The organism is Christiangramia pacifica, assembly GCF_057221535.1.
The window spans coordinates 2,056,552-2,072,596 of sequence record NZ_CM170146.1 but is presented as its reverse complement, the minus strand read 5'-3'; the positions used below and the strand labels follow the sequence as shown (position 1 = coordinate 2,072,596).

Annotated in this window: 14 protein-coding genes; 4 read left to right on the top strand and 10 right to left on the bottom strand. The window is 38.1% G+C overall.

Features of this window, described 5'->3' with window-relative positions; translation table 11 throughout:
- Positions 1-3: 3 nt before the first annotated feature.
- Complete coding sequence (bshC, locus tag AC2S94_RS09670) at positions 4-1,617, bottom strand: bacillithiol biosynthesis cysteine-adding enzyme BshC (RefSeq protein ID WP_484628394.1); 1,614 nt, start codon at positions 1,615-1,617, stop codon at positions 4-6.
- A 140-nt stretch (positions 1,618-1,757) separates the two neighbouring features.
- Here bshC and AC2S94_RS09665 point away from each other — a divergent pair, with 140 nt between their 5' ends.
- The 4 genes from AC2S94_RS09665 (at position 1,758) to AC2S94_RS09650 (ending at position 8,718) form a co-directional block, all read left to right on the top strand.
- On the top strand, positions 1,758-2,555 hold the full coding sequence (locus AC2S94_RS09665; RefSeq protein ID WP_484628393.1) for a carboxylesterase family protein: 798 nt from the start codon (positions 1,758-1,760) through the stop codon (positions 2,553-2,555).
- A gap of 103 nt (positions 2,556-2,658) precedes the next feature.
- The gene (locus tag AC2S94_RS09660; RefSeq protein ID WP_484630907.1) at positions 2,659-5,097 is read left to right on the top strand and encodes a M14 family metallopeptidase; all 2,439 of its coding nucleotides are present in this window, start codon (positions 2,659-2,661) and stop codon (positions 5,095-5,097) included.
- An 11-nt stretch (positions 5,098-5,108) separates the two neighbouring features.
- Complete coding sequence (locus AC2S94_RS09655; RefSeq protein ID WP_484628392.1) at positions 5,109-7,937, top strand: M16 family metallopeptidase; 2,829 nt, start codon at positions 5,109-5,111, stop codon at positions 7,935-7,937.
- A 100-nt stretch (positions 7,938-8,037) separates the two neighbouring features.
- Positions 8,038-8,718 (top strand): TVP38/TMEM64 family protein, encoded by a 681-nt coding sequence (locus AC2S94_RS09650; protein ID WP_484628391.1) that lies wholly within the window; start codon positions 8,038-8,040, stop codon positions 8,716-8,718.
- Positions 8,719-9,137: 419 nt separating this feature from the next.
- On the opposite strand, the gene rimO is transcribed toward AC2S94_RS09650, so the two are convergent.
- From rimO to AC2S94_RS09605, 9 genes are all read right to left on the bottom strand, one after another.
- Positions 9,138-10,490: a 30S ribosomal protein S12 methylthiotransferase RimO gene (gene rimO, locus AC2S94_RS09645; protein ID WP_484628390.1), complete on the bottom strand. Its 1,353-nt coding sequence runs from the start codon at positions 10,488-10,490 to the stop codon at positions 9,138-9,140.
- A gap of 106 nt (positions 10,491-10,596) precedes the next feature.
- Positions 10,597-10,881 carry a hypothetical protein gene (locus AC2S94_RS09640; protein ID WP_484628389.1) on the bottom strand — a complete coding sequence of 95 codons (285 nt, stop codon included), beginning with the start codon at positions 10,879-10,881 and terminating at the stop codon, positions 10,597-10,599.
- Positions 10,874-12,508, bottom strand: coding sequence for an amidase family protein (locus tag AC2S94_RS09635; RefSeq protein WP_484628388.1), 1,635 nt, complete (start codon positions 12,506-12,508; stop codon positions 10,874-10,876). The genes AC2S94_RS09640 and AC2S94_RS09635 overlap by 8 nt, the downstream gene beginning before the upstream one ends.
- A gap of 4 nt (positions 12,509-12,512) precedes the next feature.
- Positions 12,513-13,466: a signal recognition particle-docking protein FtsY gene (ftsY, locus tag AC2S94_RS09630; protein WP_484628387.1), complete on the bottom strand. Its 954-nt coding sequence runs from the start codon at positions 13,464-13,466 to the stop codon at positions 12,513-12,515.
- Between the two features lie 140 nt (positions 13,467-13,606).
- On the bottom strand, positions 13,607-13,756 hold the full coding sequence (locus tag AC2S94_RS09625) for a DUF4295 domain-containing protein (protein WP_084509775.1): 150 nt from the start codon (positions 13,754-13,756) through the stop codon (positions 13,607-13,609).
- Positions 13,757-13,763: 7 nt separating this feature from the next.
- Positions 13,764-13,946, bottom strand: a complete 183-nt coding sequence (gene rpmG, locus AC2S94_RS09620; RefSeq protein ID WP_300434505.1) for a 50S ribosomal protein L33 — start codon at positions 13,944-13,946, stop codon at positions 13,764-13,766.
- Positions 13,947-13,972: 26 nt separating this feature from the next.
- On the bottom strand, positions 13,973-14,212 hold the full coding sequence (gene rpmB, locus AC2S94_RS09615) for a 50S ribosomal protein L28 (RefSeq protein ID WP_484628386.1): 240 nt from the start codon (positions 14,210-14,212) through the stop codon (positions 13,973-13,975).
- 228 nt (positions 14,213-14,440) lie between these two features.
- Positions 14,441-15,700, bottom strand: a complete 1,260-nt coding sequence (locus AC2S94_RS09610) for a competence/damage-inducible protein A (protein WP_484628385.1) — start codon at positions 15,698-15,700, stop codon at positions 14,441-14,443.
- A complete protein-coding gene (locus AC2S94_RS09605; RefSeq protein ID WP_484628384.1) occupies positions 15,697-16,038 on the bottom strand; it encodes an Hpt domain-containing protein in 342 nt (113 codons plus the stop codon). The genes AC2S94_RS09610 and AC2S94_RS09605 overlap by 4 nt, the downstream gene beginning before the upstream one ends.
- Positions 16,039-16,045 lie beyond the last annotated feature (7 nt).

The following is a 16,045-nucleotide window of genomic DNA, read 5'->3' as shown; positions in this document are numbered from 1 at the left end:
CTGTTATTTTCCAAAAGTCAATATTTTAAAATTCGCCTCTAGAGGATCCAAATTTTCTTTCAGCATCTCGATCAAATTCTCGCCATATTCCGCATAAAATTCAGAAAAATTGGTTTGTCTTTCCTGTAAACTTCTATTTGGAAATAGTTCATTCTGAAGTCCCGCAATTCTTTCAACTTCATCTTTTAACTTCCGCTTTTGTGCCTTCAGCAGTCTTTTTTCAAGATTATCGAGACCTTTCAATTGTTTAACCTCTTGTGCCTTTACCGCTCCCAGAAATGACGCATCGGTTTTTTCTGCCAGTTCATACATTTGTTGAAACTGTGCTACCAGATGTTCTTTCTGCGGAGAAAAATCAATATCGATATTAGAGATCTTACGCACTTTTCTATTTATAAGTTCGTGTTGCTTCAGAAATAATTCCTTGAGCGAAATATTGAGCTTTTCTCTTTTTCCATTCTGTTTCTCTGTTTGCAATAAGGCCGAATTACGCAAAAGCAACATAGGAAAGGTTACCACTTCTACTTCAAAATACTTCTTGAGTTCCAGCCAGTATGCCATTTCACCACCACCACCAATGTAACAGAGATTAGGCAAAATAACCTCCTGATACAAGGGTCGCATCATCACATTAGGGCTAAATCTTTCAGGATGATCATTCAGTTCTTTTAAGATCTCTTCCTCCGTCCAGGTAATTTCAGTTTCATGAACAAAATATTTACCATCTTTTTCAATTATACGCTCCCTGATTTCGCTATTCAGATAAAATAAATTGATATCCCTGGGATTCACCTGAACGTTATACCCAAGTTCATTGATCTTCTCTGCGGTATCCGTAGTTTGTTTGCTCGAAACCTGTTCCAGCAACTCGTTCTTCACATAGGAAATAAAATGCTTTTTCAATCGGGCATCTCCAGCCGCTACGATCACCAATCCATATTTCCCAAATAGCTCATTGGCAATATACCTCGTTGCGTCAGTAAGATTATCATGTTCCAGATAAGCCTTCTGAAACAGATCTTTTAAATGATCTGCACGTTCTCCACCTCCTATTTCTGCCGAAAATAACTTGAATACCTCATCGAGCCCTTCAGTTGAGAGCTGACCAACCGCTGTTCTTCCGGCTCTTTCATCGGCATTATTCCATTTGAACTTTTTTCCGTTCAGATTAAAAAAGTTGATCTCTTCAAAATCATGATCTTCAGTAGCCATCCAGTAAACAGGGATGAATTCCTTATCCGGAAATTTATCTTTTAATTGCTCCGTAAGATTTATTGTTGAAATGATCTTATAAAGAAAATAAAGCGGACCCGTAAAAAGATTTAACTGATGTCCCGTAACCACTGTAAATGCATTATTTGATCTTAATGCCTCTATATTTGCTTTGGTTTTATCTGATACCTGCAGTTTGGAATACTGATCATTTAAAACCTCTACCAGATCCTTTCTGAAATCAGCATTATAATTCGCTTCTTTTTCAGCGATCTGATCTTCAAAATTTTCAATATCTGGAAACCGGTTGTAGAACTGCTTTAAATCTTCCTTTTCAGAAAGATAATCCAGCATCAGCTTGGAAAAATAATTTGTTTCGGAGTAAGTAATTTGGTCTGTAGCCATTAATTCTCTTAAATATTACCGTAAAGATAAAACCTTTTATAGAGGAAACTAAATTCTAGTAGGTTCACCGCATAATCTTTGGAATAAGATTAACATTCTATAGAAATTCTTACATTAGAACAATCATTAAATAATTCATCATGAAAAAAAAAGTCAAATTATTATTTCCGTTATTCTTTCTGACACTTTCCGTCGTTTTTACCAGTTGTTCATCAGACGATGATAGTAATTCGCAGCCGGAACGTACTCTTGAAGATATTGAAGCAGATTACCAGGCATTGAATTTAACCACGGGAACCAATGATGTTAGTATCGATAATAGAGGTGGAAATCCCTGGAATTTCAGAATTATTATTCCGGAAAGTGAAGCAAATTCTCCCAGACCTTTGATATTGACCCTTCATGGAGCTTCAGGTGGTGATGCAGATGCTCACAAATACACAGACTGCTATGCTGAAGAAGGCTTTGCGGCGATTGATCCAATTATTCTCAGCCCTAATGGAGGAATAGATCTTTGGGATGATCCTTTCAATCAGGATATGATCCTGGGACTTTTATACCTGGTGAATAAATTTCAGAACGTAGATGATTCCAAAGTAGTTGTCACGGGTTACAGCAATGGTGGAAACGGAGCCTGGAAATATGCGGAAACTGCTCCAGGTCTATTTAGTGCGGCTATCCCAATCGCATCTTCTTATAATACATTCAATACCGCTGGGGATCCAAGATTAATCGATGTACCACTTTATGTAATTCACGGTGAGGATGACGAACTTTTTCCTGTAGAACAAACCATTGAATGGGTTGAGGCTACCAGAAGCGCGGGTACAGATGTCACTCTTGAAGTGGTTCCAGAACTTACCCATTACAATCCGTGTGAGTATGTTGAACCCGTAAAGAACGCCACGAATTGGCTTCAAGAGGAAGTTTGGAACTAAAATACATCTGTTTTTTACTTAATTTTGGATACTTTCAATTTTTAAATCCAGAATTTTGAAGAAACTCACTTTAGTTTTAAGCTTATTACTATTTGTAAATTATATGAATGCGCAGGAATTAAAAACGCCTGCGGAATTTCTCGGCTATGAGCTTGGCTCACAATTTTCCCGTCATGCCGATGTGGTGAATTATTTTAATCACGTAGCGGAAAATTCTGCGTTAGTTGAATATCATACTTACGGTAAAACCAATGAACGCAGGCCACTTACCTATGCCGTGGTTTCTTCAGAAGAAAATATCTCTGATCTAGAAAATATTAGAAATTCACATCTCAATGCTGCAGGACTGGGAGACGAAAATGCATCTTCAGATAAAGCAATTGTCTGGTTAAGCTATAATGTTCACGGTAATGAAGCTTCCAGTACAGAAGCTGCCATGAAAACCCTCTACAAACTGATCACAGAAAAAAAAGATTGGCTCAAAAATACTATCGTTATCATAGATCCATGCGTAAATCCCGATGGTCGCGATCGTTATGCAAACTGGTATAATCAGGTAAAGGCTGAGCCTTACAATACGTCACAGGAGGCAGCTGAACATCATGAACCCTGGCCTGGAGGAAGACCAAATCATTATCTTTTTGATCTTAACCGCGACTGGGCCTGGGCTACGCAGATCGAAACCCAGGAAAGATTAAAGATCTACAACCAGTGGATGCCACATATTCATGTAGATTTTCACGAACAAGGCATTAATGATCCCTATTATTTTGCTCCTGCAGCCGAACCTTTCCATGAAGTAATCTCTCCATTTCAAAGAGAATTCCAGACAAAGATCGGGAAGAACCACGCGAAATATTTTGATGAGGAAGGCTGGTTATATTTTACCGGTGAGCGTTTTGACCTTCTTTATCCTAGTTATGGTGATACTTATCCAACATATATGGGCGCCATAGGAATGACCTATGAGCAAGCAGGACATGGAAGAGCAGGATTGGGAATCCAGACTGATGAGGGTTATGTACTTACCTTAAAGGACCGTCTGGAGCATCATTACACTACAGGAATGTCTACCATTGAAGTTGCTTCTAAAAACGCCTCGGAGTTAAATAACGAATTCAAAAACTATTTCAATTCAGAAGATTTTGATTACCAGAGTTACGTTTTAAATGGTAGCGATGACAAAATGAATTCTTTGAAGGAATTATTAGACATACATGAAATCAAATATTCTTATGTGAATTCTGGAAAAGTAAACGGCTATAATTTCAATTCCAATGCGAATGGTTCCCTAAATACGAACGAAAACACGCTTGTAGTTTCTACTGATCAGGCAAAAGGCAAAATGGTAAAAGTTTTATTCGAGCCGAAGACAAAACTGATGGATTCGCTTACTTATGATATCACGGCCTGGAGTTTGCCCTATGCTTATGGTCTGGATGCCGTTGCCAGCAGTAAACTAATTTCCGGAAACAATAGATCAAAAGACAGAATTATTCAGAATAATGCTGATCCCAATACTCCAGGTTATATTGCTAAATGGAATAGCATGCAGGATGCTCAATTTTTGGCAGACCTGATCCGTCACCATATTAAAGTCAGGTTTAGCGAAGTTCCCTTTGAAAGTAACGGAAAACAATTTGCTGCCGGAAGCTTGATCATTACCAGAAGTGATAATCTAAAAAATGATGGATTTGACCAGACAGTAATAGAAATTGCTAATGATCATGAGCGAGAAATTTTAGCTGCGAAAACAAGCTTTGCAGGTGCAGGGCCCGATTTCGGATCCTCTTCGATTAAGATCATTAATCAACAAAAAGTAGCTGTTCTTAAAGGTGATGAGGTTTCCTCCCTAAATTTTGGTGAGATCTGGTATTATTTTGAACAGGATCTAAATTATCCTGTAACACCATTAAATACCGATTACTTTAGCAGTATAAATTTAAATGACTTTGATGTTTTAATAATCCCGGAAGGCAGGTATGGTGATTTCCTGGATGATAATAATTTTGAGAAGATTTCAACATGGGTAAGATCAGGAGGAAAATTAGTGGCTGTAGGTAATGCAATCAATTATTTTGAGGACAAAGATGGTTACGGAATTACCGAAAATAAAGTTTCTGAAAAAGATTCTACAACTACCAATTTAAATCTAATCCCTTATGCGGAAAGAGAAAGGGAAAGCATCAAAAACATGATCACTGGAAGTATAATTCAAACGCAGTTGGATAGCACTCATCCCCTCGCCTTTGGTTATGATGATCAATATTTCACCCTAAAACTGAGTAACGAAAGTTATTCACTTTTAGAAGATGGTTACAATGTTGCCTATATTTTGAAGCCAGAAGTTGTTTCTGGATTTGCGGGTAGTGAGGCTAAGAAGAATCTGAAGAATTCCCTTGTATTTGGTGAGGTGCCAATGGGTAGCGGCAGCGTGATTTACATGGTGGATAATCCATTATTCAGAGCCTTCTGGGAAAATGGCAAATTATTTTTTGCCAACGCCATCTTTTTTACCAATAACACAGGTTACGATTATTAATAAAATTACTTATGAAAATTATTCGCTTATCTATCTTATTTGTTTTTCTGAGCACTTTCATTTCTTTGATCGCCCAAGAAAAAACAGAGAACTTTTCCGTAGATTTTGAAACTTTTAGCCTGGAAAACGGGCTTAAGGTGATTCTGCATCAGGATACCTCCGATCCTGTGGTAGCCGTTGCTTTAACCGCACACGTTGGTTCTGCCCGGGAAAAAGAAGGAAGAACCGGTTTTGCACATTTATTTGAGCACTTGCTTTTCCTCGAATCAGAAAATCTGGGTAAAGGCGGTCTGGATAAATTAAGTGCGAGAATCGGTGGTTCCGGAGCGAATGGCTCTACCAGCCGTGACAGGACGAATTATTATCAAACCGTACCTAACGACGCTCTGGAAAAAATGATCTGGGCAGAAGCTGATAAACTTGGATTTTTTATAAATACGGTAACAGAACCTGTGCTGGCTAAAGAAAAGCAGGTGGTTAAAAATGAAAAACGTCAGGGTGTGGATAACAGGCCTTATGGGCATACTTTTTACGTGATTGATAAGAATCTATATCCGGAAGATCATCCTTATAACTGGCAGGTAATTGGTAGTCTTGAAGATCTGCAAAATGCAACTTTGCAGGATGTAAAAGATTTTTACAACAGATGGTATGTACCAAATAATGTGATATTAACCATTTCCGGAAATTTTGATAAGGCTCAGGCGAAAGAATGGGTTCATAAATATTTTGATGAAATTGAAAGAGGTGAGGAAGTTGAAGAGCTGGAGAAACAATTGGTTTCTTTAGACCAATCAAAAAAACTGTATCACGAAGATAATTTTGCCCAATTACCGGAATTAACAATAGCCTGGCCTTCAGTTTATTCCTACCACGATGATTCTTTTGCCTTGGAAATTCTGTCCAATTATTTATATGAAGGTAAAAACGCACCTCTTTACAAAAAACTGGTAGAAGAAAAGCAACTTACCGGAAACGTGAACATGTTCAATTACACATCTGAACTGGCCGGACAATTAATGGTTCAGGTTAGGGCTTATGAAGGCAAAGATCTTGATTCGGTACAAACGGCCCTGGAAGAGTCTTTTAATGAATTTGAAAAAAATGGAATACCGGCTAAAGACCTGAAAAGAATTAAGGCGGGACTGGAGACCGATTTTTATAATTCTATTTCCAGCGTTTTAGGAAAAGGATTTCAATTAGCGCAATATGAAATATTCGCTAACGATCCGAATTTCATTAATAAGGAAATTGAAAAATTACTGGCAGTGACTGAAGCTGATGTAATGAGAGTTTTCAATAAGTATATAAAAAATAAGAATTACGTAGCTACCAGTTTTGTGCCTAAAGGTCAGCTTGAATTAGCTCTTGAAAATTCAGAAAAGGCTGAAGTAGTAGAAGAAAAGATCGTTGAAGGTGCTGAGGAAGATTTTGATGCAAGTCAGCAAATTTCCTATGAAAAAACTCCCTCTTCTTTTGACCGAAGCATGGAGCCTCCGTACCAGGGAAAACCCGAATTGAATATTCCTGATATTTGGGATTCGCGCATGCCTTCCGGATTGAAAGTAATGGGAATCACAAATAATGAAGTTCCTGTGGTACAATTCAGTCTGGAAATGAAGGGTGGACAGTTATTAGAAAAACCTTCTAATGCTGGTGTTTCAAATATGCTGGCAAATCTAATGACCAAAGGAACAGCTAAAAAGACACCCGCAGAGCTGGAAGAAGCCATTGAACTTTTAGGTGCTTCCATTTATGTAAATTCGAGCGAAGAAAAAATTACGATTTCTGGAAATACTCTAGCTAAAAATTTCCAGGAAACCATAGACCTGGTTCAGGAGATTCTTCTCGAACCTAGATGGGATGAAAAAGAATTTGAACTGATAAAACAGCAAACGCTTAGTAAATTACAGGAACAAAAAGGTGACCCTAATGCGATTGCCCAAAATGAATTTAAAAAGCTCATTTACGGTGACGACTCTATTTTATCTTACAATGAATTGGGAACTCCTGAAACTATAGAGAACCTGACTATAAATGACTTAAAAGACTATTATGAAGAAAACCTTTCGCCTTTAGCCTCTACATTCATGGCTGTAGGTGCCGTAAAAAAGTCTGAAGCTACAGATGCCATAAAGGCGATATCGGCTAATTGGGCACCAAAGAGTGTATCGTTTCCTGAAATTCCGCAATTTCAGCTTCCGGAAAAATCTGGTGTATACTTTTACGATGTTCCCGGAGCAAAACAATCGGTTCTCGCCTTTGGAGCTCCTGGTCTTTCAGCAAAGAATGAGCAATTCTATCCCGCAGAAGTGATGAATTATCGCCTGGGAGGAGGTGGTTTCGCCTCGAGACTTACCCAGGAACTTAGAGAAGGTAAAGGTTATACTTATGGTATTCGCTCAAGGTTTGCGGACCAGTCTTATATTGGACCGTTTATGATCACCAGTGGTGTGCGATCCAATATCACCTACGAAGCCGCTGAATTGGTTCGCGATATTTTAAAAGATTATCCTGAAACTTTTACCCAGGAAGATCTTGATGTTACTAAAAGTTATATGATAAAAAGTAATGCAAGACGTTTTGAAACTCTTGGCGCTAAACTGAATATGCTAAGAGAGATAAGTGATTTTGGATATGATTACGACTATATAAAGCAAAGAGAGAATATGGTGGAAAATATGAACGTACTTGATGTACAGGACCTGGCGAAAAAATATGTTGATCCAGAGAGAATGTATTATCTTATCGTAGGTGATGCTGAAACCCAATTGGAAAAGTTGGAAGATCTCGGTTATGGTAAACCAGTTTTATTAAATGCAGAAAACAAAACCGAATAAAACTTTATCAAAGATTTAAGTAGAGGCGGGAATTCAAATTTCCGCCTTTTTTATATCTTTTTCCTAGAGCATATAATGCAACCAACCAAATTTAAACCTGTTGTCTAAAAAAGCATCTTACTTCATTACCGGTGCCATCCTGGCCGGACTTATCATTTTTTATCTTGTGCATCAACCATTTCAGCAGTTTATTAATGAAACCTGGAATATATTATGGAGTGAAGATGAAGACCGGATAAGTGCACATTTTGAAAGTTTTGGGTTCTGGGGACCCGTGGCGATCATCATCGTAATGGTTTTGCAGATCTTTCTGGTAATTTTCCCATCCTGGTTACCCATGATCGTTGCGGTTCTGGCTTACGGATTCTGGGGCGGAGCGCTTATATCGATAACCGGGGTGTTCTGTGCCTCAAGTATCGCCTTCTATATGGGAAAATGGCTGGGTGAAGATCACCTGGAAAAGATCATGGGAAAATCAAAGAATAAACAAGTTGAATATTGGGTTTCAGAATATGGTTTCTGGACCATTGCCATATTTAGGATTTCTCCTTTTCTTTCGAATGATGCCATTAGTATCATCGCCGGAATGCTGAGTATGAAATACCGTAAATTTATTTTCGCAACTCTAACCGGAATTACTCCACTTGCTTTCGCCATTGCCTATTTTGCCCAGGATATTGATAAATTAAAAAACGGACTCTATTGGATTGGCGGTGCCGGAATTCTTATCTACGGAATATATATTTTTATAGATTACCGGAAGAGAAAAAAAAGCGATTAGTCTTCCTGAAAACGAGATTTTAGCTTTAAAATATCCTCTTCGGAATAACCTTTCAAAGGCGCCATAGTCCCCTGAGCATTTGGAGCCTTTATGATAAGATTACTTTCAGCTACAGTGAGACTTATCAGATTGTCAATTTTATAAGAATAGAGTTTTCCGCGACATTGCTGATAATTTAAGTTTTGATCATCCCATTCAATATATTCAGCTCTCTTTCCTCGGTATTAATAAGCACTGAAAAAATACAAGCCAGCAATAATAAAATAGCCGATGGAAAATAGCCATTCAGAAGTTGACCTTTCAGTAGAATCGTTTGATAAATAATAAGTAACTGGCATAAACAACCATAAACAACCAAAGATCAGGTAATGATTTCTTTTGAAAAAACTGATGTTTCTGGAAATTCTTGTCATCTAGTATTAGGAAGTTCTAACCTTGATCTCTTTGCGCTTCGGCTTTTCAGCAGTCACATTTAGAGGTTCCCCATAAAGATCGAAATCGGCAGCATCAATGATCTTAACTTCATAATAATCCCCGGTTTTAAGATAAACTGAAGTAGCATCAATAAGCACTTCATTATCAACATCTGGAGAATCAAATTCTGTGCGGCCGATAAAATGATTTCCTTCCTTGCGATCTATCACCACTTTAAAAACTTCTCCAATTTTCTGCTGATTCAACTCCCAGGAGATCTGAGACTGGATTTCCATTATTTCATTAGCACGCTTCTGCTTTATCTCCTGCGGAACATCATCCTTCAAATTATAAGCATGAGTATTCTCTTCATGAGAATAGGTAAAACAACCGAGGCGCTCAAAACGCATTTCTTTTACCCATTCTTTCAATTCCTGAAAATGCTCTTCAGTTTCTCCAGGATATCCAACGATTAGCGTTGTTCTTATGGCCATTTCGGGCACAGTCTTTCTGAATTCCTTCAGAAGTTTAGTTGTTTTTTCATGAGTGGTTCCGCGACGCATCGATTTCAGAAGATCATCAGAAATATGCTGAAGTGGAATATCCAGATAATTACAAACCTTAGGCTCGCGCTTCATCACTTCCAGCACGTCCATTGGAAAGCCTGTAGGAAATGCGTAATGCAACCTGATCCATTCAATTCCTTCCACTTTCACAAGGTTCTCAAGAAGTTCAGCCAGGTTACGTTTTTTATAAAGATCAAGCCCGTAATAGGTAAGATCCTGCGCAATAAGAATCAATTCTTTTACTCCATTGGCCGCAAGTTTTTCAGCTTCCTTTACCAGGTTTTCAATTGGAGTAGATTTATGACCACCACGCATTAAAGGGATCGCACAAAAAGAACATGGACGGTCACAACCTTCCGCAATCTTTAAGTACGCATAATTTTTTGGGGTTGTAGTAAGTCTTTCCCCTATCAGTTCATGCTTATAATCAGCTTCAAGGGCAGAGAGTAACCCAGGAAGTTCTGTAGTACCAAAATACTGGTCTACATCAGGGATTTCCTTTTGAAGGTCTGGCTTGTAACGTTCGCTTAAGCAACCGGTCACAAAAACCTTGTCCACATCACCCTGCTGTTTCTTCTCGACGAATTCCAGAATAGTATTTACCGACTGCTCTTTCGCATTATCGATGAATCCACAGGTATTAATCACTACGATATTCCCGTCTTCTTCATGCACAACGTCCTTATCATTCGCCTTCAACTGCCCCATCAAAACCTCTGAATCGTAAACATTCTTGCTACAACCAAGAGTTACAACGTTGATCCTGTTCTTCTTTAGTGATTTCGTTCTCATAAACTTTCTACTTTTTGACTTTGAAATTTTCCGAAGGAAACTCCAAAGCGGGTGCAAAGATACAATCTAAAATTAGATATACCTGAAAGTCTTTACAATGAAGATTTTAAGAGAAATATTCGTGCAGCCAGAACATCCATTCTTTTTCGTAATATCTTACCACACTTATAAGAATTGCTCCTGCAATAACATATGCCCAGTGATAAGAATTTCGTTTTACCATGAAACCTCCAACGATCGCGAAAACCAGGTATGGCAGGGAAAGAATAAGATTTGGAATTACCCACGCATCTCCAAAAACCGCGATCACTTTCATCACCACGTAAAAGACACTGTAAAAGAAAATGATCTTTGAAATTAGTACGAGATATCTTTCGGAAGTATTACTCATTATAATCCTCAGGCGTTTTTCTTCTTTTTGTATTCTTTTCGAAAGCATAAGCGAACTGAAGCAGCTGCTCTTCCGTAAAAGGTTCACCAATGAAAGTAAGTCCCATAGGTTTGTTTTCTGAAGTATAACCCATAGGAACGGTTATCGCGGGATATTTTGCCACGGCCGCATAACCTGCATGATAATTATTGATTGAAAGAACCGCATCAAGATCATACTCCTGCATAGGTTTTTCAAAAAATCGTGTACCATTAGTTTTCAGAGTATCCTTTATCGCAGCAAATTCATTTTCTGAAGCGGTATCTTTTACGATCCCCAGGAATAAAGCCTGCCCGTAAGGCGCTCTGTTCAATGAATCCTTCTCGTTGTAATCTATAACATCCTGAACATTCTTAAATGCAACTTCACCTCCGTAATTTTTTAAGTATGCCGGCAGATCCTTTTTCATATCAAGATTCAGCAGCCTAAGAAAATTAGGAAGATCAATTTCTTCAGCTTCAAATTCTACGATCTCAGCACCCGATTTTTTTAGATCTTCTATGGCTCTTACGTAAAGTGAATCTTCCATGAGTGATTTGATAGCTCCAAAACGCTTACCATTCATATCTGCTTTTTCCAGATCTGAATAATATGATGACCCAAATTGCTTTGCTGAAGCAGAAGCAGGATCGGCTTGATCCATACCGGTCATGGCATCCATCAAAATAGCATTATCAATTACAGATTTAGTAATTGGCCCGGGAGTATCCAATGTGCTTGAAATAGGAACAATTCCGCCTCTACTCAGAACGCCAATGGTTGGTTTCAAACCTACTACAGAATTGGAACTGGAAGGTGAAAGAATTGATCCTGACGTTTCAGAACCAACCGCCACAGGAGCAAAATTTGCAGCTACCGCCACACCGCTGCCCGAACTTGATCCACCGGTGTCATGAACTTTTCTACCATAAGGATTCAAAGTTTGTCCACCAACGGTTGAAAATCCGTTAGGACAACCTTCACAGAAAAAATTAGCCCACTCGCTCAGGTTAGCTTTTCCAAGAATTAAAGCGCCATTTTCCTTTAATCTCTGTACGATAAAAGCATCTTCAGTTTCGTTATTCTGCATTGCGTAAGAACCGGCTGTAGTTGCCATTCCAGCAGTATTGATATTATCTTTTAGTAGCACCGGAATACCAAAAATTGGATGGTAATTCGCAGTTTTACTCTTTTGCTTGTCTTTCTCTCTTGCTTCTTTTAGCAAATCTGGATTTAATGAAATGACTGAATTTAAAGAGAGATCATTTTCACGATCGTATTCCTTGATCCTGGTTAAATAGAAAAGAGACAATTCCTCATAGGTCAAATTACCATCTTCGATTGACTTTTGAATTTCGGGAATTGACTTTTCAAAAACCAAAGCTTTTACCTCTTCATAAACTTCTGTGGAAAAATCGGCAATATCAGCTTCAAAGGGTTTCCACAGACTATCATTATCGATAACCTTGGAATCTATTTGCTTGAATTCTATCTCTTCAACATTGGTTGAATCAGATTTTACTGAAGTTGTTTCAGAATCTTTATTAGTTGTCTCATTTTTGCAGCTGATCAAAGCAACTGCCGCGAGAAGAAGTAAAGTTTTTTTCATATTCTTATTTGAAGAATGAATCAACGAATTCATATTTATTAAATACCTGTAGATCTTCGATTCCCTCTCCTACTCCAATATATTTCACCGGAATCTGAAACTGGTCACTGATCCCGATCACCACGCCTCCTTTGGCTGTACCATCTAATTTGGTTACGGCTAATGACGTAACTTCTGTAGCTGCTGTAAACTGCTTAGCCTGCTCAAAAGCATTCTGACCTGTAGATCCATCAAGCACCAACAAAACTTCATGAGGAGCATCAGGAATGGTTTTCTGCATCACCCTTTTCACTTTGGTTAGCTCCTTCATTAGATTTACTTTATTGTGAAGTCGGCCTGCAGTATCGATCAATACCACATCGGCATCCATTTTTACAGCGCTTTGCACAGTATCAAAAGCTACGGAAGCAGGATCGCTTCCCATTTTCTGCTTTATGATCGGCACATCTGTTCTATCTGCCCAGATCTGAAGCTGGTCTATTGCTGCTGCTCTAAATGTATCTGCTGCTCCCAGAACCACTTTTTTACCCTTGCTTTTGAATTGATGCGCCAGCTTCCCAATGGTAGTTGTTTTTCCAACCCCATTTACACCAACAACCATAATAACATATGGTTTCTTGTTTTCAGGAATTTGAATTTCTGAAGCTTCTCCAGTATTGGTTTCAGAAAGAAGTGCAGCGATCTCTTCACGAAGAATTTTATTCAATTCATCAGTTCCAAGGTATTTATCCCTGGCCACTCTTTCTTCAATTCTATTGATTACCTTAATTGTAGTAGCAACACCAACATCACTACTAACCAGGACATCTTCAAGATCATCTAAAACTTCATCATCAACCTTTGATTTTCCGGCTACAGCCTTACTCATCTTATCAAGGAAACTGGTTTTAGATTTCTCCAATCCTTTATCCAGATTTTCTTTTTTCTCCTTAGAAAATATCTTTTTAAATAAACTCATTTTATTTTGGCTGGTTTTAAAAAATTAGAAGGTTAAAAAACCTTCTAAAACGGCAATAAATATACATAAAAAGAAAAAGCCGTCCAGATTAAATCCAGGACGGCTTTTAAAGATTATTTAAAATCGTTTGTGAACGATCCTTACTTTTTCAAAAAGTCGTTTACGTCTTCCGGAGCCATGATTTGTTCTACAAAAGTGTAGGCACCGGTTTTCTCAGATTTAACCATTTTTATCGCTTTGGTTAATCTTTTAGATCCTGTTTGAATAGATGCTACTGATTTCTTTGCCATGACTCAATTATTTTATTTCTTTATGAACCGTCATTTTCTTAAGAATTGGGTTGAATTTCTTCAACTCGATTCTATCCGGTGTATTCTTCTTATTTTTTGTAGTAATATATCTTGAAGTACCTGGTTGACCAGATGACTTATGCTCTGTGCATTCTAGAATTACCTGAACTCTGTTACCTTTCTTTGCCATTGTGAAAAATTTTTAGGTGCTAAGGATTATTTCTGAAGAAATCCTTTTGCTCTAGCTTCCTTAATTACGGCAGAAATGCCTTTTTTATTGATATCTTTTAATGCAGATGTACACACTTTTAGTGTTACCCATCTATCTTCTTCAGGAATAAAAAAACGTTTTTTAACCAAGTTAGCGTTAAATTTACGTTTAGTCTTGTTCATGGCGTGAGAAACATTATTCCCAACCATAGCTCTTTTCCCGGTAAGTTCACAAACTCTTGACATTGCTCTATACTTTTCTCGTTATTTCAAAACAGGCTGCAAATTAACGATTTTTTTACCTAACAGGCAACTAATTCAAAAAAAATATTTTAGACGTGAAATATTGTTCATGAATTCTCGTTCAGCTCCCGTCTCAGGGCTTTCGCGGCTGCAAAAATAAGATTTTTAATGCATATAAATCAAGCGTAGCTGGACCAAAATTGAGATATTTTAACACCAATCTATTGAATATCAATTATCGTCTCTTAATTTTAAAATATTCTCCTGAAGGATTTCCATTGCTTTGTTCACAGATTTTCCAATCACTTTTTCCCTATGATTCCCAAAATTGAATTGATGTGCAACTACTCCATTTGGAGTGGCGATTCCAATAAAAACCGTTCCTAATTCAGCCTCACTATCCCCTTTGGTGGGCCCTGCATTACCGGTAGTAGAAATGGCAAAATCTGTATGGAATTTATTCTTTGCACCTGTAGCCATTTCTCTGGCAACCTCTGCACTTACCACAGAATACTTAGCAATAGTCTCTTCGGATACGCCCAATAATTCAGCTTTAGCCTCCGTAGAATAAGAAACCACACTTCCTTTGAATGAAGCCGAGGAGCCGGGAGCTTTGGTAAATTTAGAGGCCAACCTTCCTCCTGTACAGCTTTCCGCAGTAGATAAGGTCCACTTATTTTCCACCAGAAGCTTGCTGATCACTACCTCAATAGGATCATCATCTTCATATCCATAAATTATATCGCCGATGATCTTATGAAGTTTAAGAATTTGTTCATCAACGGCATTCTTTAAAACTTCTTCATCAGTTCCTTTAGCGCTAAGTCTCAACCTAACTCTACCTAAATTTGGCAGGTAAGCCAGTTTAATTTCTTTGGGCAACTCGTTTTCCCAACTTTCGATCTTTTCAGCGATGGCGCTTTCACCTAAACCTAGAGTGATCACAGTTTTATGAAGAATTATTGGCCTGGAAAATTCATTCTGTAATTTCGGAATGATCTCCCGCTCCATCAATCCACGCATTTCATAAGGCACCCCGGGCATGGAAATAAAAACTTTTCCATTTTCCTTAAACCACATTCCAGCAGCTGTACCATATTCATTATGTAAAGCAATGGCTTTTGAAGGTAATAACGCCTGATTTTTATTCAGGTCTGAAATTGGAGTGTCTATATATTTATCGAACAGATGTTCTATATGTTTTAGCACCTTCTCATTACGAACCAGCTCATCGTCAAAAAATTCACATAGACATTTTTTAGTGATATCATCCTTGGTAGGCCCAAGTCCACCGGTCACGATAATAATATCGGCTCTTTCTGAAGCTTCCTTTAAGGTCTGTAATATATGATCACGTTCATCCTGAATAGAAGTTATCTGGTGAACGCTTACGCCTATTTTATTAAGTTCTTTGGAGATGTATGCTGAATTCGTATCAACAATCTGACCGATGAGAATTTCATCCCCGATTGTGACTATTTCAGCTTTCATTCTAAATTAAAATCTCTTTTAAGTGCAATAACTGCCACATCCACTTTTCTGGCAATAGTTTCGGCTGCCTCAGGCACTTCATCCTTTCGTTCGCCTTGTTTTGACCAGGCTTCAATAATCTTGATCTGATCCATTAGATTTAGACCGAAAAGCTGAAGATTTGGCTTCATTTTATGTGCATATTGATAAGCCAGCGAGGGGTTATCGTTTCCAATCGCTTCACTCATGGATGCCACATCTGGCGGAATTTCTTCAAGAAAAGTTTGTACGACTACGAGCATGAACTCATCATCCCCGCCGGCCATTTCTTTTACCTCATCAAGATTATAGCTATTCATTCAGTTG